Origin of the sequence: Granulicella paludicola, assembly GCF_025685545.1 — a bacterium.
GTDB lineage: Bacteria > Acidobacteriota > Terriglobia > Terriglobales > Acidobacteriaceae > Granulicella > Granulicella paludicola.
Map to the genome: position 1 here is coordinate 46,637 of NZ_JAGSYC010000021.1, position 19,788 is coordinate 66,424.

Here is a 19,788-nt window from a genome sequence, read left to right on the forward strand (position 1 = left end):
AATCCACCGATGAAAGAACTCAACCTGCCGGTGATCAGCGAAGCAGACGCCTCGCCTGAGGTCGCACAGCTCTACGCACAGTTCCGCGAGAGCTCTGGTCGAACACGTGTCCCGGGCATCCTGCAATGCTTCGCTACGCATCCGCCGCTGCTCCAACACATGATGGGTTTGGCTAAGTCCATGCTATTTAGCGAGGGGGCTCTCGGTCGGGCGAACAAGGAGATGCTTGCTACCTTCGTCTCGGCACACAACCAATGCGAGTACTGCGCGGACAGCCATGGCTACGCTCTACGCATAAACGGCGGCTCCGTCGAGATGCTCGACGCTGCCATGCGTTGCGATGTTCAGGCGAAAACGATTGAGCCTGCACAGGCAGCGTTGCTGCAATTTGCGCAGAAAGTCACGGATGACTCAAAATCCATCACGCCTGAAGATGCGGAAGCTCTTCGCGTCGTAGGATGGTCGGACCTGCAGATCGCCGAGACGATCCATACGGCCGCTCTCTTTGCATGCTTCAACCGTGTGGTGAACGCGTTCGGCCTCCCTTCGCAAGAGATGATCGCCGCACTTGGGGGGGCGAGATGACCACACAAGTCGCGCCGCTGTCGCACGAGGAAAGTTCACTGCGATATCCCGGATGGAAGGTTGCCGCCGCCGCGTTCGTTGGTGTCGGCACAAGCTTTTCTCCGATTGTGCCTTATACCTTCAGCCTGTTCCTGAACCCCCTCCATACGGAGTTCGGCTGGCAGCGGGAGGCGATCTCCGGTACCTTTGCACTGGCGGCGATCACGGTGGCGTTGGTATCTCCGGGCATTGGGGTGCTGTTCGATCGATTCGCGCCGCGTCGCATCATCCTGCCGTCGATTCTGATCTTTGCGATGGCACTTGCCTCGCTGAGCCTTCTTGGCCCGAGCATCAAGCGCTTCTACCTGACGTTCTTCATTCTGGGTCTCGTTGCAAACGGCACCGCCCAATTCGCTTACACGCGCACTATTCTGACATGGTTCAGCAAGCGTCGCGGCATTGCGCTCGCCATCATTCTCACGGGTAGTGGAGTGGGGTCGATTCTGATCCCTCCAGCTACACAGTGGGTAATTGATCACCATGGGTGGCGCAACGCTTATTTGCTGCTGGGAGGCATTGCGCTCTGCGGCCTGCCACTGACAGCGCTGCTCGTACGAAACCGCCCACTGCCAGCAACTCGCGAAGACGAAAGCGCAATCGCAGGCGTGACTGTTGCCGTTGCCCTTCGTCGTGCGCCCTTCTGGATCATGGCCTTCATCATTATGCTGTCGGCGTTTAATGAAAATGGTCTTGTGACGAACATGGCGGCGATGCTGACAGAGCATGGCATCTCACCGCAATCCGCGGCGCTTGCGTTGTCCGTTCGCGGCGGCGCAGGAATTATCGGCAGGCTTTGTACCGGCTTTCTCATCGACAGATTTTCCGCGCAGCGAATTCAGACCTTCATCCTCATGCTCTCGGCCGCAGGAACGCTGATTCTGGCATTTTCAGGAACGTCAGCCCTGGCCCTACTGGGCGCAGCCTTATTGGGCATAGGGCTTGGAAGCGAAGCTGACATCATCCCTTATTTGCTTGCCAACTATTTTGGCCGTAAACACTTCTCGGTACTCTACGGACTCACCTGGACAGCCTACGCGATCGGCGGCGCCACCGGCCCTATAGTGGTTGGCCATCTTTACGACCGCTGGGGCTCCTACCAGCCTCGCTTTATCGTCGGTCTTGCCTGCGTTGCGTTGCTGGCAACGCTCATAAGCCTTTTGCTGCGCAGCGAACGCGCTGACGACCGCGTCATACTTCAAGAACTCATCCCAGCAGACATCTCCACGGAGGAATAGCATGCCGCACATCGCTTTGCCTGAAGATATGCCGGGCATCACAGCCGGTTTCGCCTTCTGCCCCGACACCGCCAAGCCCATGCGTGAGCTTGCGCACATCCTCTTGCATACATCCGGAACGGACGGCTTCAGCTCACGCGATCGCGAACTGATTGCTGCATTCGTTTCTTCGCGCAACACCTGCTACTTCTGCCAGACGAGCCACGGCGCTGCCGCAAGCCATCTGAACGGTGGCGATCAAACGCTCGTGGAAGCCGTCTGTCGCGACTACAGAACAGCCCCGGTCTCTGAAAAGCTGTGCGCCTTACTCGCAATCGCTGAACAGGTTCAGATCGATGGCAAGCGCGTCACAAGCCAACTCGTCGAAAACGCGCGCCAGAGCGGAGCTACAGATTTTGAAATCCACGACACAGTCCTTATTGCCGCGGCTTTCTGCATGTTCAACCGCTACGTCGATGGCCTCGCGACAGTCCAGCCGCGCAATAGTGAGATGTATGTGGAGATGGGAAAGCGGATGGCCGAAAAGGGCTACGCCGCCGCTCCTCAACCAGCGCCTTAAGTTAATTCCCCTTACGCGGCGGGCGTGCGGTAGCTCGTAATTTCACACTGACAGCTGGTGTGATCCATCTTTCGATGGAGACGTCATTTGAGAGGGGCTTCACTTGCCCTAAATCGCAAAACGCGACGCTAAGCGAAGTTGGGCCAACAAGAGCACGTCATTCGCCAGGAAAGCCTCTTATCACGTAGTTGCTCTTGCGAGAGGGTAAGGAAATTTAATCTCTGAGGGGAAACGCGCTCCCATGCCGCGGCTCCATGGCTGGCACCTGGTTGCACGGTCAAAAGGACCTCTCAGGCTTGCCTGAGGGCTCACACTTTAGATAAGGAATCTCGGACAGTTAGCTCGCAGCACCAATCTTTGTGGCTTCTTCAACTTCGATGAGCCTGCCGGATTTTACGTCATAAACGTAGCCATAGATCGGAATAGATGCGGGGACGAGCGGATGCTTACGGATACGCTCAACGTCGTCGATCACAGCTTGCTTTTGGTCAGGGATCGTAAGGAACTCGACAAACTGGGCGGCCCGACTACCGGGTCCTTTGCCCACGTCTCTAAAGCCTTCGGCTGTGAGTGCTGCGGTTTCAAGAGAACTGGCGAGGAGACCGCGGATGACATCATTAGTGAAGAACTCCATGCCACAATCCGTATGGTGGATGACAAAGAACTCCTTAGTCCCGAGGAGCTTATAGCTGATGACGAGAGAGCGGATGGCATCATCCGAGGCACGACCGCCGGCGTTTCGTATGACGTGTGCGTCGCCCTCTGCGAGCCCCGCATATTTGGCAGGGTCCAGACGCGCATCCATGCAGGTGAGAATGGCGAAGCCACGTGCGGGTGGAAGAGCGAGGCCGCCTTTGTCGCCAAAGGTATTTACGTACTGCTGATTGGAAGAGAGGATTTCCTTGAGGATTTTGCTCATGATGAAGTTCCTTGAACTGCGCCTGCGTTAGTTGGAAGCGTCGGGATTGACAACGTGAATGGGGAGATCCCAGTGGTTGGTGGTCAACTCCCATCGGCGATTCTCTTCACGCTTGAAAGTGGCCTGGTCGGGGAAGAGTTGCTTTGCGACCTCAGCCTCAGATTGGCCAGGAGGTGCATCAGCGGAGGCGCGAATGATAATGATGCGGTAGTCCCAGCGGACTTCCTCGCTGGTGTGGAGGCTGGGTGCGTAGACGGTGAAATCCTTGACGTATCCAAGTTGTTTTTGCCGCTCGAGGATTGCGATCTGATACTTCTTGAAGAGTGCCCACCATTCATCTTTGAAACCGTATTTTGTGCGGTAAACCCACTCCTCGATCACGGGTTTAGTTGCCGGAGCCGCCGTCATCACCTGCTGAGCGGCGGTTGCCCGAGATGGCGTGATCAATGTAGCGAGTGAGAACAATGCAAGAACGAGACTATTTCGTACTGCGAATCGGATGTTGAAATTCATCGAGAGTTCTCCTGGTGGGCAATTGCTTAGCTGCGAAGGTCTCATTGCGTTCCTTAAGTTAGATCAAACCAATAGCTCTACCTGCGACTCCGACGCCCAGCCAAAGTAGCATCGAGACAACGGCGACCGCTCTTTGAGCGAGCTCAGGAGGAGTATCTGTACCTGCGCGATTCAGAGCTCTACGGTGCAGCGTGAAATAGAAAAGGATTGAGCTGGCGAGAAGTGCCATCTTCCAACGGAACGCTGGGCTGAAGTAACACTTCATGGCTTCTTCCGAGAGAAGTCCGATGCCCGAAAGGATAAGGATCGTCAGGCTTACAAGCAAGACGCGGCCTAGATCATGGCCTATGTTCTTCGCCGACTCTCCTTTCAGGATCACGCCGAGAAGACGAAGGTCGATGAGCAGCACCGACCCGCCGAGCGCCGCAAGCGAGAGCAGGTGGACCATCTCGACGACTGCAAAGGCCCACCGACTCACCTGCATGAATTGACCGAGCGGTGACTGCGAAAGAGCAACGAATAGGTGGTGGGGAGATGGCACGCTTTTCTTTCCTTGTGTGCGTTAGAAGTAAGCAATGGCCCGACCCGCTATGACGACGCAGCTCCACAGCGTAAGTGAGGCGATGGCCGCAGCCCGGGCGCGCCATGGCGAGCGATGCTCAAGCTCCCATTCGGATACGCGGCGATAGACTGACGTGTGAAAGATCAAAGGGTTCAGCCCGACGAGCAGCAGTAAGATGAGCTTCACGCGGAAGGCGGGGTTTACGTAGTTCTTTGCGGCTTCAGCCCAGAAGAGCAGTAGTCCACTGGAGACCATGACGCCAAAGCCTGCCCAGGTGAGAGGAAAGACGGCGCGAGATAAACGTGTAACAGGAACCTCGCGAAGAACTACGCCGAGCATACGGAGATCAAGTAACGAAATGGTGCCGACAAGAAGCGTGATTGCCAAAACGTGGACCGATTCGATGATGGAGAAGGCATAGTCCGATTCGCGGATCGCGGTTCCGACCTGCGAATCGTAGATGACTTGGCAGAGATGTTGCAGGATAGGTTGGGTCATTGGGGAAGAGCCGGCACTTGTACAAGCGCCGGCCCTGGAACTCCTTAGCTCTTGCCCGTGCCTGAAAGATTGCCCTGTACGGTGCCGTTGTCTCCGGGACCGCCATCACCGGGGCTGCCACCATAAACCGAACGCCCGTCGGGCAGCGTCACACGTCGCGCATCGACCAAGTGTGAACCGTCCTTGGCGCGGTAGCCATCCACAACGATCTGGTCGCCGATCTTGAGGTCGCCCTTCTTCCATCCACGACGGCTGAGGGCACCAGGACCTGCGCCTTCACATCCCCAGTTGATGAGCTTTCCGCTCTTTGGGTCTGTGACATCGACGTAGAAGTAAGAATGTGGGTTTGTCCATTCCACACGCGTGATCTTGCCTACCAGCCGCGTGGGCTTGGTGCCATCGAATTCCGCGGCGAAGGAGTGATGCGCATAGGCAGGGACTGCCGCGATAGACGCCAGGACGAGGAGAGCTGATGCTGCGATTTTAGCTTTCATTCTGAATCCTTTTCGGTTTTGAGTTGAGATAAGCGGCAAGTCTTTGAATTGATCGCTCATGCGAAATAAAAGACCCGCTCCATCAGGAGCGGGTCTTCGGTCTCGTAGGGTCTAGCTAATCAACGGTTTTGCTCTCATTCAGAGCAAAACAAGCATCACAGCCGAACGCACGTCGAAGTCCACTCCACCGGGAAGGAACGACGACAACAGCGCGACGCTGTGAGCAAGAACATGGCTAAACTTTAGGGAACAAGCTGCCACATGTCAAGAGGCAGACTTGACGTAATTCGGATGTTCGTCTACTTTCGCTCTATGCCTAGCATTTTTACGATGCATTGTTCGCGCTGTTGTCGTTGCTCCTGCAACTGAGCACACTTGCGTGATCTGAGCCTGCAACCTCAGCGGGCCGGGCATATTCTTCCTAATCCAAAAGATACTTAGCCGTCGGTACTCCTGCGATATTGCAGCGATGGACAGTTGCTATGTCCATTGTTTTGCTAACAAGTCACAGCGCGTGCGTGTCGGAGAAATGGAGCACTCGTTTGAAGTTCAACCGTGTTAACGCTTCCTCTGTAATAGGAATTGCTGCCCTTGTGCTTATCTGGACCGCTAACACCTGCGCACAGGATGCCACGAAGCCAGTGGAAGACGCCACTGGGCGCGCTAACTCCCCTTTCTCTCGAAGTGAGTCTGAGCTGCCTAAGGGACCAGCTCCGCGGCTGGGCACGCATCCTGACCTATCCGGCTACTGGGTCCCTTCGCACGCTTCACAGGACAAGCCGATCGGCAATCTCGGCAAGGATTATCCGAAGTACAAATTGCCGTTCACACCTGCGGGAGAAGCAGCGCACAAATACAACGTCGAGCATACGGTCGATCCTGAAGCCCTTTGCATCGTCGGTGGATTGCCGCGCCACAATGCGAGCGGTCTGCCCTTTCAGCTTCTTCAGGGAGAAGATCACACCGTCTTTCTTTACTGGTACACCACTTATCGGCTAGTACCCGTCGATGGCCGCAAGCATGATCCCGATCCCGACCCGTCTTTCTTTGGCGAGGAGCTTGGGTCGTGGGACGGCGAGACGTTTGTGGTCGACTCCATCGGCTTCAAACAAGACCGCACCTGGGCCGACGAGAACGCCGATCCTCACAGCGATGCGCAGCATGTTATCGAGCGCTGGACGCGGCCCGACATTGGACATCTGCATCTCGAGATGACGGTGAATGATCCAAAGTTTTACACCGAGCCCGTTCACTATCAGCGCACCTGGTTGCTGGGTAAGCCAGGGGATGACGTACACGAATACTCCTGCGCCGAGGATAACGTCGATGCCCCACACCTCGGCCCAGGACCAGGCAAGATCGCGCCGAACGGCGAACGTGGATTCGACAAGCTGACACCGCTGCCTCCACCGCCCACGAAGGACCACCCCGCTGTAACTTCGATCCCCGACTAATGTGACCCAAGGAGGTGGCCGAGTGTTTGGTTTCTCGGTCACCTTTCTTCAAGAGGAAAGAGTACCGTATGTGCATAGCAGCCAGTTTGAAAAAGATACTAGGGACTTTGGCAATCGGAGTCCTGTGTGCGAGCGCTTATCCCTCACTGGCTCAGGCACACAGCAAGCCTAAGCCACCTAACGGAGTAGAAGAAGTGTGCTCCATCGCCTTCGATCAAGATGCGATTCGTCCTGCGCGTCTGGAGAATGGCGCGTTGCCCTGTCTGAAAGAGGCTGCCCGTAAGCTCAAGGAAAGAACGGATCGCAAGCTGGTACTCGTTGGGGTGAAAGATCCGTCGAAGGACCATGAACTGGCCGAGAACGGGTCGATGCGCGAAGAGGAAGACGCAACAGGTCTCGATGTTCGACTCGAAGATCTGTCAGCCTATCGCGCGGTCAATACAAAGTGGTATCTCGTGCGGTACCTGGGCGTGGACCCAACGCGTGTCATACCAGTTACAGATGAAAGCTACTTCGCGCAGACGGTTACTGCCTATCTCGTGCCTGCTTCGGCAGACTATAACCATAACTTCCTGGGCGCAACGAAGACCAATGAGAAGCCCTGCACGATCACACCTTGCTATTCTCCGGATGAAGAGACGCTGACTGCACAGCGACGCTCGCGCATTCCTGAGAACAGTGCTGGGCAGCCGTTGCCTGAGACGCATGCTGATCAACTGGAGCTTGCAGCCCTGCAACGCCGTCGCGCAGCATCCGCGAAACAAACGGCTAAGGAGAAGAACAGCGAGCCGCCACTCACGCCTCTGCCCGCTCGCCCAACGCCTGAACATCCAGCAACAACGTCCATCATCCCCTAAACCGAATTGAACTATGGGCGGAGACTTGAAATGGTCTCCGCCCATATTCAGCTTTCGAGTTGGCTACTGGATCGGCGTTGACAGATGTACTGTACGGGGCGGCAAGCAGATGCTGTCATTGCAGGCCTGATAGCGCACGGCTATTGTGATCGGCGATGCTGCGCTGTGGCCGGGTTTCAATCGCACTGGCACCAAAAGCGTGAAATCGCCGAGATAGAGTTCGGTCTCCATCTGAAAACTGGTGTCATTTCGCCGTGTAGGAGCCGTACCGCCGATTTTACCGGAGATCTCCGCCCGCCCTGCATCATCAAGCGTAACTCGAAGTGGTGTGGGACCACCTTCCGGTTCATGTAGAGCGTACACGTGCCAGCCGGCAGAAAGAGTTCCGCTTACTTCCACGGAAACGGCATCACGTACTTTAGCCGGATCGGCCTTTGCTGGCGTGATTGTCCACTGTACAGGCTGTGGCGCAGGGCCTTGCGCAAGCACGAACGCAGTGCTCATAGAAACGACGAACAGAGTTACGATCTTGCATCTAGATGTAGGACTCATTTTGCCTTGCCTTCAAATGCAGGTGGGTGGGGAGTGCCGAGATGACAGTTGCCGCAGGTGATGGGATCGGCGTAGCGACGATCGCCGATCTGTGTGAGATATTTCTCGTTGATGTCGCGCGTCATGACCATCATGGAGCGCGCCAGTTCTTTCATCGGATTCTCATCGGAGGCGAAGTCGATCTTGCCGCCTTCCGCTTCCGCATGGCAGTAACCGCAGGGGACACCGAGTGAGCGTTGGTACTGCTGCATCAGGCGATTCAGTTCAGGCGCGGAGATGTCCTTTGGGAGCACCTTCAGATTGTGTGGAACAGCTTCTAGTGGTGCTGCCGGATTCTGTGCGCCATATACAACATGGATGGGATGTCTCAGTACCGCTGCGGAAGCGATTGCAAGACATCCCAGCAATGTGAATACAACGAGCTTACTCGGCACTCTTCACTACCTGACCGCGAACTTCACCACTGGGGGTTGCGCTGGTGTGGATGTTGAAGTACCACTTGCCGTCTTCGAGGTCCTTCTCCTGTTCCGGCGTCAGTGTGGCGGTGCCTTCGATCGGAGTGGCGAGAGGGCTCGTCTTCACGGGAACGGTGGGACGAGCATTCGCTCCTGGAGCCGCAGGCCCGTGAAAGTGCGCGGCAACGGCAGGACCGGTGAGCCCGCTGTACTCGACGTGGTATCTGAACTCGTTGGTCGTCGTGTCGAGAGTGGCCGTAAGGGTACCGACGCCTGTCGTTTGGTTGGCAGGGACTTCAGTTGAGCCTTTGAGTTCTGCCTTAAAGTGCAGCACCTCAGCGTGTGCGGCGAAAGAGATCGCGAGCACAGCGCTCGACGCGATGGTGCGGAAGAGTGAATGAGCGGACATGGGAATCTCCTGATGAAGGTCTTAGATTGACAATACTTTTTGTAATGGTCCAGGAAGGGTAACCGACGAAAGCTGCTGCTAAACAGATTGCCGGTTACCCCAGATTGATCGATCTACTGCAGGTTATTCGCCTGACTTGGCTGGATCCTTTGCAGGGGTGATGAGGTTCACTGCGGCAGCCTTCTTGGGCGTTTCGGAGAGGAGCTGCTCGATCTGAGCCGTGAACTCCTTTTCCAGGTCCGCATTGAACTGGCCGCTGGCAGGTGAAGCGAAGCCCGAATGCGTAGCGCGCACGCGGCCGTCGCGGCCCACGAAGACAGTTGCCGGCCAGGTGTTGAGGTTTACCAACTGAGGCACCTTCTCCCACATATCGGAGGGAGCGCCTGCGATGAGGTAGGTGTAGTTCACGCCGTACTGCTTCACGAAGGCCTTCTCACGCTCGAGGCTGCCTTGCTGCTCCGGCTCCTCAAAGTCGAGGGCAACGATGGCAAGACCCTTGTCGCGGTACTTCTTGTCGAGCTGTACAAGGTACTGCGCCTCATCGTGGCAGTTTGGGCACCAGGTGCCAGTCACGATCGCGAGAACGACCTTGCCCTTGAATCGGGGATCGTCGCTCGATACAAGTTTGCCATCGACATCGGGAAATTTGAAAGCGAAGGGCTCATTCGGGTCGCGCACAGTTGTGTGCGTACGGTAGTCCTCTGGTTGAGGAAGTCCCTTAGCCTCAGCGACCTCAGAGCGATAGGCGACCAACTTTTCAGAATAACGACTGTCGGCTTCTTCCTGACCGTAGGAGGAATCTGTTTTCTTCGCGACATTCGGTTTGGCGCTCAGCTGTAAAACCTGCAGAGTGCCATCCGGGTTTGAGGAGACTTCGATGACGCCAGGACGTGAACCGTCATAGTGGCTCAACACCCACTTGCCGTCATGAAACGTTCCGCTGTAGGCACCGGTGTCTCCATCTACGCGCAGGATCGAAGCAGCCACTTCTGTTCCATGCTGCTCCACGATGAAGCGAAATGCCTTCTCTCCCTTGGCGGTAGGGTGATCGAGCGGAATGATCCATGAGCCCGCGATAGACGGAGCCTTCAACTCAACGTCCTTCGACTCCACATGGCGTGTTGCCGAAAAGCCGTAAGCGGAGTTGGCGGAACGAGACTGATAATTTACGTTGCCGACAAGTTTGCCGTCCTGCAGAGTGGCGTTGATTGTCGTGAGGTAGTGTTCTATGTTCAGCGTGAGCTTCCCGTCCTGGAAGGTCGCATCCGTGGTGCCGTCGTAAGGCTTGAAGCCGTTGTAGAGCACGCCATGAAGTGTCGGGCCATTGCCGACAATATCAAGACGGAATGGGACGGTGAGACCGTCGTGGGTGAGTGCTGCATCCCAGCGTCCGTCGACCGCTGTTGCGGGAGTCGATTGCGCGAGTGCAGCGCCAGCAAAGATCGCTGAACTCAGGAGTGTAAAGCCCGTGTTGCGTAAGAAGCCTCTCATGATGCTTTCCTTTCAGGTACGTTTGAGACGTTGGCGCTTACCCGCGGGGAATTTGCCCGAGGTGCGACTGCGCAAGGTGAACGCGGAGATGGTTGGTCTTCGCGTAGGTCTTCCATTCCTCTGGCAGACTAGGCTTGGTCGCGAGGAGAATCTCAAGGATGTTGCTGCGGTCCTGCTCGGTGAGCGCCGCAAAATCGGCACTGGTGTCCTGGCCAGTAAGCACCGCAAGCAAACGATGGTAGATGTATCCCTTGGCTGGCTCCGGGATGTTATCGAAGGCGTCCGAGTAGATGAGATAACTGCAGGGGTAACGGAAGATGCGATGGTGCAGGTCGAAATCTCGCAAGGAACGGCCGTGGCCGTCACGAGCTGCGTGCGCTGAAAATTCATGCGCGAATGCAGAATTGGTGTCGAAGGAAGCACTCTCCGCGGAGAGCGATGCCTCCTTTGCGAAGAGCAGATACCGAAGTAACTGCTCGGCGGGCCGCTGGAACTGTTCGCGATCTTCGTCGGTCAACTGCACGGCATTCGGGTCCGTCGCGTTTTGGCGTTTTGCTGCTTTATAGAGAGCAATGCGGGTGCGGTAATTCGTCAGGGTGATGAGGTTATGCATCTGGGTCTGGTGCGCCAACACCAAATGCGCGACCACATCACTTTCGTCGGAGAGATAGCTGGCATGATTGAAGGTGCCGAGGGCAAGCCTGGTCAAGTTGACGGATGTCGCACCCGGTTCGGTAGTGCTGGTCGCGGTTTGCTGTACTACGGCATTCGCCATGCCCGTGGCAGGCTGCTTCACACCCGTCAGGTACCATCCGCCCCAGCGTTCTGAGAGTGGACTTTCTTGATCGGTGATCGAGGTGCGTGAGTTCAGCGCCTGCGTCCCTGTCTCGGTGGGATAGATGGAGCGCAGCAGCACTCCAGGCACACCGCGGGTGCCAGCGGCTATATGGCATTGCGTGCAATCGAGCTCTGCGCGCTGAAACGCCGGATGCTCAACCTTGCTTTCATCGAGCAGATAGAAGATGGCGCCCTGCACAGGATCAAAGGAGACGATCTCGATTGCCTTGCCGTCATGGACCTTCCCGACATAGACGTCATCGTTGAAGTACAGCGCACGTGGATGCTCAGGAGAGATCTTCTTGTATTGAAAGCTTGTCTTGGAGAAAACGAGCGTCTGCGATTCCACAGGCACCTTCAGTTCCTTGAGCACAGACTTCAAGTATCCAAACTGGGGATCGTATGAAAGCTTGGCCTTACCTTCATTCAACCTTTGCTGGAGCAGCGCTACGGGGTCATGGAGATCTTCGGACCGGTAGTTGATCGGAGCATCGCTGAATGGCACATAGCCCTGGTTGCGCACGGCTATCTGAGCTGCTGCGTGCCAGGCCACCCATCCGCCAGATACAGCGGAGCCAAGCAGAAGGCAGAGGGCAGCAGAAAGCCTCTTGCGGTGTGCCCACGTTCGCTGCGCATCGCGATTTAGAAAGGAGTTCTTCATCGTCTTATCCCATTCCATTGGGTTGTAGAGCACGTTTGCATAGAAGCCATTGGCAAACTGAGTGTCTGGAGGCTGGATTTGCGTGTCAGGAAGAAAACGCCAGCAAAAGGAAAAGCCCGCTCAAGCCAAATTGGCGAGCGGGCGATGTTTACCGGTTCTTACCGATAGCTGTTCTTAGAAAGAACAGAGAGACACGACCCCGCGTCCGCCAGCGATGATGTGCTGGGAACAACAAAAGAGGCTTGAGCTGCGCGTCATAGGCATAAATGTATCCATGTTCCTTCCAGATGTCAACACGCTCTTGAAATTTTGACTTGATATCCAGAAGGAAATCGCAAGAGGTCGAAGCGGAATATCGTTGGCATCCTGCGAACGCTGACTGTAGCCAAAAGACTTAGCTACGCGGTTAGGTCAACTGTGCTACAGTTCCTCTATGCGACCACAGGCCACATCTATCTTGTATCTCGAAGGCGGATGTGTATGCGTGTCGGCTCGATGTCTCTGTTGATTCATTCCTGAGCATCCTCTGCTTTGTGGATCTCATGCTGTGCGCATTCTGCAGGCAATTCGCATATCTACTGCAAACCCTCTGCAATCGCTTGTGCCGTCTCATGCGGCCTTCGTTGTTGCAATGTCCTGAACAGGTAGTCACCTGCTCTGGAATTCACCAGGCCGCGCGTCTTTCTCACACTGACAGCTAGCAATGATCGTCTGGCCAAGGGTTGGAAAGAGCGCATCTATCTCGTCCCCGTCAGCGGGGTTCAAGGAACATCTCATGCCCAAAATATTTCGTCGAATCTTTCCGATTGCACTGCTTCTCCTTGTAAGTGCTTTGAATGCGATCCCTCTTAACGCGCAGACATTCCGAGGCGGCATTGCTGGCACGGTGCAGGATCCTTCGGGTGCTTCTGTGCCGAACGCCAAAATCACGTTGCTGGAGCAGCAGACAGGACTCACGCGCGAAACCACTGCTACGGCGAATGGCACTTACGCGTTTCAGGACCTCCCTCTGGGGCAGTACACCGTCACGATCGACGCTGCCGGCTTCTCCCAGTCGAAGATCAAAAACATCACCACACGTCCCGGCGAGGTCTACTCGCTGAGCCCCAGACTCGGCCTTGCTGGCTCAAGCATGAGCCTGGATGTCAATGCGAACGCACTCTCGCTGGATACGGAGAGTTCTACGAATACCGCAGTAGTCAGCGACAAAGCCGTTGCAAATGTGCCTCTAAATGGGCGTGACTTCCGCACGCTGCTCAACATCGTTCCTGGCTACAACGGGGCGGGTTCATTGAATGGCGCTCGCGCAAACCAGAACAACTACCAGATCGACGGCGCGGACAACAATGACATCTGGCAGAACGGCGCAGCCGCCAATCAGGGTGGTGTGGGCAACATCGCTGGAGTCACCATCCCACTGGATGCGATTGACCAATTCAGCGTGCAATCGCAGGGCAATGCGGAGATCGGTCGTAATGGCGGCGGCCTCGTATCCATGGCCATCAAGAGCGGAACGAACGCGATTCATGGCTCTGCTTACTACTACAACCGCAACGAATTCTTCGCGGCGCGCAATCCCTTCCTGCCCAGCACCACGCGCAAAGGAGCGCTGCGTAACCAGCAGTTCGGCGGATCTTTCGGCGGTCCCATCATTAAGAACCACCTCTTCTACTTCGTAAACTATGAACGGCAGCAGTACACCATCCAGAACGCAGCTCTTGCCGTTGAGCCCACTGCTCCGTACATCGCAGCAGCGACAAACTTGCTTACAGCTCATGGCATCACTGTCAGCCAGCTTTCGAAGAACTTGCTCGTGCTCTGGCCCGATGCAAATGGCCCTGGAGCGGTAAACGCATCTGGCAACTACTACGACCCCACACCGCAGCATGGTTACAGTGACAATGCTATCGGCAAGATGGACTGGCAGATCTCCGATCGTCAGTCGCTTTCTGTGCGTGCCTTCATCGGTACGGGTCGCCAGTTCGCGGCGGTCGGCACCAACGTCTACGACTACTACCAGGTGGCTCCGGACATCACGCAGAACTTCACCGCTGCGCATAACTACATCATCACACCGCACCTCAGCAATCAGCTTGTGGCCGGTGTCGGTGTCTTCAACCAGACCTTCAACGATGCAAACCACAGCTTCGACTTGCCGGCGTTAGGTCTCGCCGACGGTGTCACGAACCCCTCACTGTTCGGTGCCCCCACGATCACGATCAGCGGTGGACTCGACGTTACCGGAGAGACTCAACCCCTCGGTCGCAAAGACTACACTGGCCACCTTACCGATACCGCGACATGGGTCGTCGGAAAGCACCAGTTCCGCTTCGGTGGCGAGTTCCGCCGGAATTATATGGACTTGCAGTATCAGCGCAACGTTCGCGGCACCTTCACCTTCAATGGCACGGCGTCATCGAGTGTCACTCTGCCCGCAGGCGCAACACCATACTCCACGGATAGCACATACGGCGGCAGCGACGTCCGTTCGCTTGCCGACTATCTCGCAGGCTACGTCGCCAGCTCCACGTTTACTCAGGGCTATCTGCGCCGCAGCATCTACGAGAACACATACGCGCTCTTTGGCTCTGACGTCTTCAATTTGACCAACAAGTTCACGCTGAACTACGGTGTGCGCTACGAATACAACGGCCCCTTCAACTCCACCGGCACACTCTCTGATTTCCGCCCCGGCAACTCGCAGGCAGACGCCTTCGGTCTCGTGCAGCCGGGTAAGGGGATCAGCGGCATCTATCCCGGCGATTATGCCAACTTCGCTCCGCGCGTCGGGTTCGCATATCAAGCGGCACCGAAGCTCGCTATCCGTGGCACATACGGCATCTTCTTCGACGCCATCAACTTCAATGGCTTCTTTGACAACCGTCCAGGCAATGGCGCTGCTGCGGGCGTGCAGGCGAACCCAACCGGCACAACTCCAGTTCAAACCCTCACCTCCACGTTCTATGGTTGGCAGGTCGGCGTAAATCCTTTCGCTGGCGCGAGCACGCCTGCAGTGCTTGGTCTCGCGACCGTCGCTCCGAGCTTCCGCACGGCGTATATCCAGAACATCAACGCCAACATCGAGTATCAGCTCGGCAAGAACACGATCGCTCAGATCGGATATGTGGGCTCTGAAGGTCGCCGGCTTTTCCAGCTCGTCGATATCAACCAGGCCACGCTCAGCGCTACCGGCACGACCACAACGGCCAATGTGCAAACGCGCCGCCCGTATTACTCAGCGACGAACATCACCAACGCGAAGATCATCGCCGCGATCAACCAGATTCAAAGCGAAGGCACCTCCAACTACAACGGCCTCATCGCTACAATCCGCACCTCAAACTTCCATGGGTTGTCAGGACAGGCCTCGTGGACCTACGGCCACGCGCTCGATATCGTATCTGGCACACGCGGCTTCGCTCCGCAGAACTCTTTCAACACCGCTGGCGAGTATGGCAATTCAGACTTCGACGTCCGTCACACCGTCAGCGGCTACGTCGTGTACGAGTTTCCTCGCTTCACCGCCTTCGTTCCGCGTCTGACGCAGGGATGGCAGGTGAATGGCTTCGTGAGTGCATATACGGGTACGCCGTTCTCCGTGAAGTCAGGCATCGACAACAGCCGTACTGGCGAAAATCAGGACAGAGCCAATCAGGTAGCGGCGCCTGCCGCAGGCATTGCGCGTACGTTGGTGCGCGCTAGTACATCGGCAACGCCCTACTACACGTGGGACAACCCGACGTCCTGGGCGCAGAATACGGCCAACACCTTCGGTACCTCAGCGCGCAACGCGTACCGTGGGCCGGGATTTGCAACCGTGGATACGTCTCTTGTGAAAAACACGCCGATCTATGGGCGCGTTGACTTCCAATTCCGCGCTGAACTGTTCAACATCTTCAACCGCACCAATCTTGCTAATCCAAGTGCGACATTGAGCAGCTCATCCTTCGGTCGGATCTCGTCCACGCGTAATGCGGGTGGAGCGCCGGGCATCGGCTCCGGCGAGCCCTTCAACGTGCAGCTTGCTGGAAAGATCATCTTCTAAAAGAAGGCTGTCATCATCACGAACCGGCTGCGGAATTGATCCGCAGCCGGTTATTTTCCGAAAGAAACTAACTAGTTTCTAAAGAAACCTGTGAGACGTTTTGTTTAGATTGAACTCGAAAAGCTCAGACTGTGTAGTGCTGATCTGCCTTGTGTTTGTGCTGCTTATTTCCTCAGGATGCGTGTCATGGGCTGCGACTGGCGGCAGCATCTCAGGCTCTATCGCCGATTCGTCTGGTGCAGCCCTTCCCGGCACTTCTTTGCTCCTCATCAACGACGCCCACCATTCTGTATACAAGACCGCATCGGACAAGCAAGGCCTCTACTCTTTCCCGTACCTCCCTATTGGCCACTACACGCTTACGGTCTCGGCAGCGGGGTTTGCCTCTCAGCGGAAGCTCAATCTTTCCGTAGACGGTAACTCCGCTATTCGAGTCGACTTCACCATGCGGATTGCCGCACAAGCAGACGTTGTAACGGTGAGCAGCGACAGCGAAGCGCAAGTGGATACCGTCGCTACGCATCTTGGTGAACTTGTTTCCGGTGAGCAGATGATGGCCATTCCGCTCAACGGACGCAACTACACGGATTTATTGGCGATCCAGCCCGGTGTCGCTCCTGTTTCTACGCTGCTGCCTAGTTCTGTCATTATGGCCGGCGTAACCGGCAGCATCGATCCTTCAGGAGATGCGAACCCCGGCAATCTCTCGATCAACGGTCAACGCGAATCTTCCAATGGCTTCTTGGTCAACGGCGTTGACGTGCAGGAGCACATGAATGGAGGGACCTCGATTCTTCCGAACCTTGATTCCATCGATCAGCTCCGGGTCCTCACCAACAACTTTGATCCTGAATATGGCAACTACAATGGCGGCATAATCGCCGTCGTCAGCAAAGGCGGGGCGAATGCTCTACATGGCAATGCCTTTGAGTTCTTCCGCAATACTGCGCTCGATGCGCGTGGCTACTTCGATCCAACACGAGCCGCGTTCAACCAGAATCAGTTTGGCGGTACGATCAGCGGCCCCATCAAGCGGGATAAACTCTTCTTCTTCGCCGACTACCAAGGGACCCGCACCACCGAGGGTGTGTCCACAGGGAACGTCTCCGTACCTACGGTCGCCGAGCGTGCAGGCACGTTCAACCAGGGAGAGCTGACCGGTAGCGTAAGCGGTCCTTACTTCGCAAGTGTGCTCACCCGAGAGCTTGGCTACACGGTCAGCTCGGGCGAGGCTTACTCGGATGTGTTTCCCAACGGTGTCATCCCTCCGGCTGCCTGGTCTGCTCCCGCGCAACATCTCTTGCAATATATCCCTGCTCCTAACTTGGGACCCAGCCAGTTCGCCACCTCTGCCAACTCGGAGACAGTGCGCGACGACAAAGGCTCGGTGCGGATCGATGCGAACACTCGGCTGGGCCAGCTATCGGGCTATTACTTCGTCGACAACTACTCTCTGGATAATCCTTATCCAGGCTCCGTTGCGGGCGCCAGCATCCCGGGTTTTGATGCGCTCTATCTGGGCCGCACTCAGTTGTTCGCGTTCGGCGACACGAAGACAATCGGGGCAGATGCGGCGAATGAGCTGCACCTCGGCTATCTTCGCAACGCCAACGTGATCGGGAAGCCGCACGGTGGCCTCGGAGTTAGCCTCGCGTCTCAAGGCTTCTCCACCGGCTCCGACGGCATCTACCTGCAAGCGCCACAGTTTGAAGGCCTTGAAAACATCACGTTCCCAACTTTCACCATGGGCGTCCCCATCACGAACGAGACCCAGACTAATAACACCCTCTACGTCAGTGACGGTCTCTCTCGTGCCATCCATTCCCACACGTTGAAGGTAGGAGGGCAGTTTCACTACGACGAGGTCAACGAGCATCCGAACGCCACCTTCAATGGAACGTTCAACATTACTGGCACGGAGACAGGCTCGGCCTATGCAGATTTTCTTCTAGGAACCGCCAGCAACTTCACGCAGTCATCCGGGCAGCCCTTCTACCTGCGCAACCGCTATCTGGGCCTTTACGCGCAGGATAGTTGGCGTATGACGAGTCAACTCACTCTCAATGCGGGTCTGCGCTGGGACATCATCATGCCTTGGTGGGAGAGATATAACCAGTTGCAGACCTACGTCTCCGACGAGCAATCGGTTCTTTACCCCGGGGCACCTCAGGGTTTTGTAGTTGCAGGAGATCCCGGCATTCCGCGCACACTGGCATCGACGAGCTATAAAAATTTCGCTCCTCGCGTGGGACTTGCATACGCTCCTGCTTTCTCGAACGGCATCGGCCATAAGATTTTTGGTGGAACAGGCGAGAGCAGCATCCGCGTCAGCTATGGGCTCTTCTACACGGAGTTTCCGGGCCTCACAGCCGGCATCATGTATGCCGTGCCACCGTTTGGCTATAACTATCTAAGCCCCGGCCCGCCGTTGCTCGCTAAACCTCTCATTACTGCGGCGACCGGTGTCAATAACGGGCAACGTTTTCCGTTTCCATTCCCGTCGCACAGCGTGCCGGGAAGTCGCCCTGATACCTCTGTTGATTGGGCCAACTTTACCCCTATCTCGGCTGATCCCTTCTTCAATCACACCAATCGCGTGCCTTATCTAAATAGTTACATGCTGTCCTTTCAGCGCCAGATCATGCACGCTGCTGTGCTGACGGTCAGCTACGTTGGTAATCAGGGGCACAGGGAGTTGGCGCTTGTATCGGTCAATCCCGGCAACGCGGCACTCTGTCTGTCTCTTGCAAGTGTCGGCTGTGGCCCTTTCGGAGAAGATACGACCTACACCTCTGCGAGCGGCCAGGTCTATCAAGGCACGCGCGTCGGGCAGGGCTCAAACTACGGCGAGAATACCTCGGATAGCTCCATCGCGAACTCCAACTACAACGCACTGGAGACTACGCTGAAATACAACCAGCGAGGCTCACAATTCCTGCTCAGCTACACATACGCGAAATCCATCGATCAGGGGTCAAACCTAGGCGAGCAGCTCGACCCGATCGACGCTCGCCAGAGTCGGGCGATCTCCGCGTGGGATTTGAAGCATAACTTCGTGGCTAGCTACACGGCCGCGCTCCCTTTCAATCGTATTCCCGCCCCCTCGCAACTGACGCACGACTGGAGCATCTCTGGCACATCACGCTTCGCCACGGGCTTTCCCGTCACGCTGACGGATAATTCAGACAATTCCCTCTTGGGAACACTTGGCAACGGAGCGAACAATTACCTGCTAGATACACCGCAGTACATTCCTGGTCCACTGCACATCCACACGAACGGACGGAACGCAAAGCCTGCGTTCAATACTGGTCTTTTTTCAGAAGAAACTATCGGTCAACTTGGCAATGCCAAACGTCGTATGTTCTACGGACCTGGCATCGAGAACTTCGACCTGACGATCCAAAAGAGAGTCGACCTCGGTAGTGCGAGATCGCTGGTATTTCGTCTGGAGGGTTTCAACGCGTTCAACCATGCTCAGTTCTATGGACCCGCCGCAGTCGACGGCCAGATCGAAGATCCCAACTTTGGCAACACTGTAAGTGCAGCATCTCCTCGTCTTCTACAGTTGGCGGTCAAGTACAGCTTTTAGTATCTGCACTTCTATGCTTTCGTTTGGGTGG

The 19,788-nt window shown here is 56.2% G+C and carries 17 protein-coding genes; 7 read left to right on the forward strand and 10 right to left on the reverse strand.

Annotated features, from left to right (window positions below):
- Positions 1–9 precede the first annotated feature (9 nt).
- The 3 genes from OHL14_RS04735 to OHL14_RS04745 are packed head-to-tail and all read left to right on the forward strand — an operon-like array spanning position 10 to position 2,418.
- Positions 10–585, forward strand: coding sequence for a peroxidase-related enzyme (locus OHL14_RS04735; RefSeq protein WP_263378175.1), 576 nt, complete (start codon positions 10–12; stop codon positions 583–585).
- Positions 582–1,859 carry an MFS transporter gene (locus OHL14_RS04740; protein WP_263378176.1) on the forward strand — a complete coding sequence of 426 codons (1,278 nt, stop codon included), beginning with the start codon at positions 582–584 and terminating at the stop codon, positions 1,857–1,859. The genes OHL14_RS04735 and OHL14_RS04740 overlap by 4 nt, the downstream gene beginning before the upstream one ends.
- Position 1,860: 1 nt before the next feature.
- Positions 1,861–2,418 (forward strand): carboxymuconolactone decarboxylase family protein, encoded by a 558-nt coding sequence (locus OHL14_RS04745; protein ID WP_263378177.1) that lies wholly within the window; start codon positions 1,861–1,863, stop codon positions 2,416–2,418.
- 337 nt (positions 2,419–2,755) lie between these two features.
- Here the strand turns inward: OHL14_RS04745 and OHL14_RS04750 are convergent, their stop codons facing one another.
- The 5 genes from OHL14_RS04750 to OHL14_RS04770 are packed head-to-tail and all read right to left on the reverse strand — an operon-like array spanning position 2,756 to position 5,404.
- On the reverse strand, positions 2,756–3,337 hold the full coding sequence (locus tag OHL14_RS04750; protein ID WP_263378178.1) for a beta-class carbonic anhydrase: 582 nt from the start codon (positions 3,335–3,337) through the stop codon (positions 2,756–2,758).
- Positions 3,338–3,364: 27 nt separating this feature from the next.
- A complete protein-coding gene (locus OHL14_RS04755; RefSeq protein ID WP_263378179.1) occupies positions 3,365–3,850 on the reverse strand; it encodes a hypothetical protein in 486 nt (161 codons plus the stop codon).
- Positions 3,851–3,908: 58 nt separating this feature from the next.
- On the reverse strand, positions 3,909–4,391 hold the full coding sequence (locus OHL14_RS04760; protein WP_263378180.1) for a DUF6644 family protein: 483 nt from the start codon (positions 4,389–4,391) through the stop codon (positions 3,909–3,911).
- Positions 4,392–4,412: 21 nt separating this feature from the next.
- Positions 4,413–4,910, reverse strand: a complete 498-nt coding sequence (locus OHL14_RS04765) for a DUF6644 family protein (RefSeq protein ID WP_263378181.1) — start codon at positions 4,908–4,910, stop codon at positions 4,413–4,415.
- Positions 4,911–4,954: 44 nt separating this feature from the next.
- Complete coding sequence (locus OHL14_RS04770; protein ID WP_263378182.1) at positions 4,955–5,404, reverse strand: DUF6152 family protein; 450 nt, start codon at positions 5,402–5,404, stop codon at positions 4,955–4,957.
- A gap of 593 nt (positions 5,405–5,997) precedes the next feature.
- Here OHL14_RS04770 and OHL14_RS04775 point away from each other — a divergent pair.
- Positions 5,998–6,858 (forward strand): hypothetical protein, encoded by an 861-nt coding sequence (locus OHL14_RS04775; RefSeq protein ID WP_263378183.1) that lies wholly within the window; start codon positions 5,998–6,000, stop codon positions 6,856–6,858.
- A 107-nt stretch (positions 6,859–6,965) separates the two neighbouring features.
- Entirely contained in the window at positions 6,966–7,715 is a 750-nt protein-coding gene (locus OHL14_RS04780; protein ID WP_263378184.1) for an OmpA family protein, read from the forward strand.
- Positions 7,716–7,778: 63 nt separating this feature from the next.
- Here the strand turns inward: OHL14_RS04780 and OHL14_RS04785 are convergent, their stop codons facing one another.
- From OHL14_RS04785 to OHL14_RS04805, 5 genes are all read right to left on the reverse strand, one after another.
- Positions 7,779–8,219, reverse strand: a complete 441-nt coding sequence (locus tag OHL14_RS04785) for a protein-disulfide reductase DsbD N-terminal domain-containing protein (protein WP_263378185.1) — start codon at positions 8,217–8,219, stop codon at positions 7,779–7,781.
- Between the two features lie 44 nt (positions 8,220–8,263).
- Entirely contained in the window at positions 8,264–8,701 is a 438-nt protein-coding gene (locus OHL14_RS04790; protein ID WP_263378186.1) for a c-type cytochrome, read from the reverse strand.
- The gene (locus tag OHL14_RS04795) at positions 8,691–9,131 is read right to left on the reverse strand and encodes a CHRD domain-containing protein (protein ID WP_263378187.1); all 441 of its coding nucleotides are present in this window, start codon (positions 9,129–9,131) and stop codon (positions 8,691–8,693) included. The genes OHL14_RS04790 and OHL14_RS04795 overlap by 11 nt, the downstream gene beginning before the upstream one ends.
- 123 nt (positions 9,132–9,254) lie before the next feature.
- Positions 9,255–10,622: a TlpA family protein disulfide reductase gene (locus OHL14_RS04800; protein WP_263378188.1), complete on the reverse strand. Its 1,368-nt coding sequence runs from the start codon at positions 10,620–10,622 to the stop codon at positions 9,255–9,257.
- A gap of 37 nt (positions 10,623–10,659) precedes the next feature.
- Entirely contained in the window at positions 10,660–12,120 is a 1,461-nt protein-coding gene (locus OHL14_RS04805) for a hypothetical protein (RefSeq protein ID WP_263378189.1), read from the reverse strand.
- A gap of 775 nt (positions 12,121–12,895) precedes the next feature.
- Between OHL14_RS04805 and OHL14_RS04810 the strand changes: the two genes are divergently transcribed.
- Entirely contained in the window at positions 12,896–16,165 is a 3,270-nt protein-coding gene (locus OHL14_RS04810) for a TonB-dependent receptor (RefSeq protein ID WP_263378190.1), read from the forward strand.
- Between the two features lie 181 nt (positions 16,166–16,346).
- Complete coding sequence (locus OHL14_RS04815; RefSeq protein ID WP_263378191.1) at positions 16,347–19,757, forward strand: TonB-dependent receptor; 3,411 nt, start codon at positions 16,347–16,349, stop codon at positions 19,755–19,757.
- Positions 19,758–19,788 lie beyond the last annotated feature (31 nt).

Excerpts from the sequence above, each read along its gene's own strand:
- OHL14_RS04735 (WP_263378175.1), top strand. The coding sequence starts at position 10 with ATGAAAGAACTCAACCTGCCGGTGATCAGCGAAGCAGACGCCTCGCCT.
- OHL14_RS04740 (WP_263378176.1), top strand. The coding sequence starts at position 582 with ATGACCACACAAGTCGCGCCGCTGTCGCACGAGGAAAGTTCACTGCGA.
- OHL14_RS04745 (WP_263378177.1), top strand. The coding sequence starts at position 1,861 with ATGCCGCACATCGCTTTGCCTGAAGATATGCCGGGCATCACAGCCGGT.
- OHL14_RS04750 (WP_263378178.1), bottom strand. The coding sequence starts at position 3,337 with ATGAGCAAAATCCTCAAGGAAATCCTCTCTTCCAATCAGCAGTACGTA.
- OHL14_RS04755 (WP_263378179.1), bottom strand. The coding sequence starts at position 3,850 with ATGAATTTCAACATCCGATTCGCAGTACGAAATAGTCTCGTTCTTGCA.
- OHL14_RS04765 (WP_263378181.1), bottom strand. The coding sequence starts at position 4,910 with ATGACCCAACCTATCCTGCAACATCTCTGCCAAGTCATCTACGATTCG.
- OHL14_RS04770 (WP_263378182.1), bottom strand. The coding sequence starts at position 5,404 with ATGAAAGCTAAAATCGCAGCATCAGCTCTCCTCGTCCTGGCGTCTATC.
- OHL14_RS04785 (WP_263378185.1), bottom strand. The coding sequence starts at position 8,219 with ATGAGCACTGCGTTCGTGCTTGCGCAAGGCCCTGCGCCACAGCCTGTA.
- OHL14_RS04795 (WP_263378187.1), bottom strand. The coding sequence starts at position 9,131 with ATGTCCGCTCATTCACTCTTCCGCACCATCGCGTCGAGCGCTGTGCTC.
- OHL14_RS04800 (WP_263378188.1), bottom strand. The coding sequence starts at position 10,622 with ATGAGAGGCTTCTTACGCAACACGGGCTTTACACTCCTGAGTTCAGCG.
- OHL14_RS04805 (WP_263378189.1), bottom strand. The coding sequence starts at position 12,120 with ATGAAGAACTCCTTTCTAAATCGCGATGCGCAGCGAACGTGGGCACAC.
- OHL14_RS04810 (WP_263378190.1), top strand. The coding sequence starts at position 12,896 with ATGCCCAAAATATTTCGTCGAATCTTTCCGATTGCACTGCTTCTCCTT.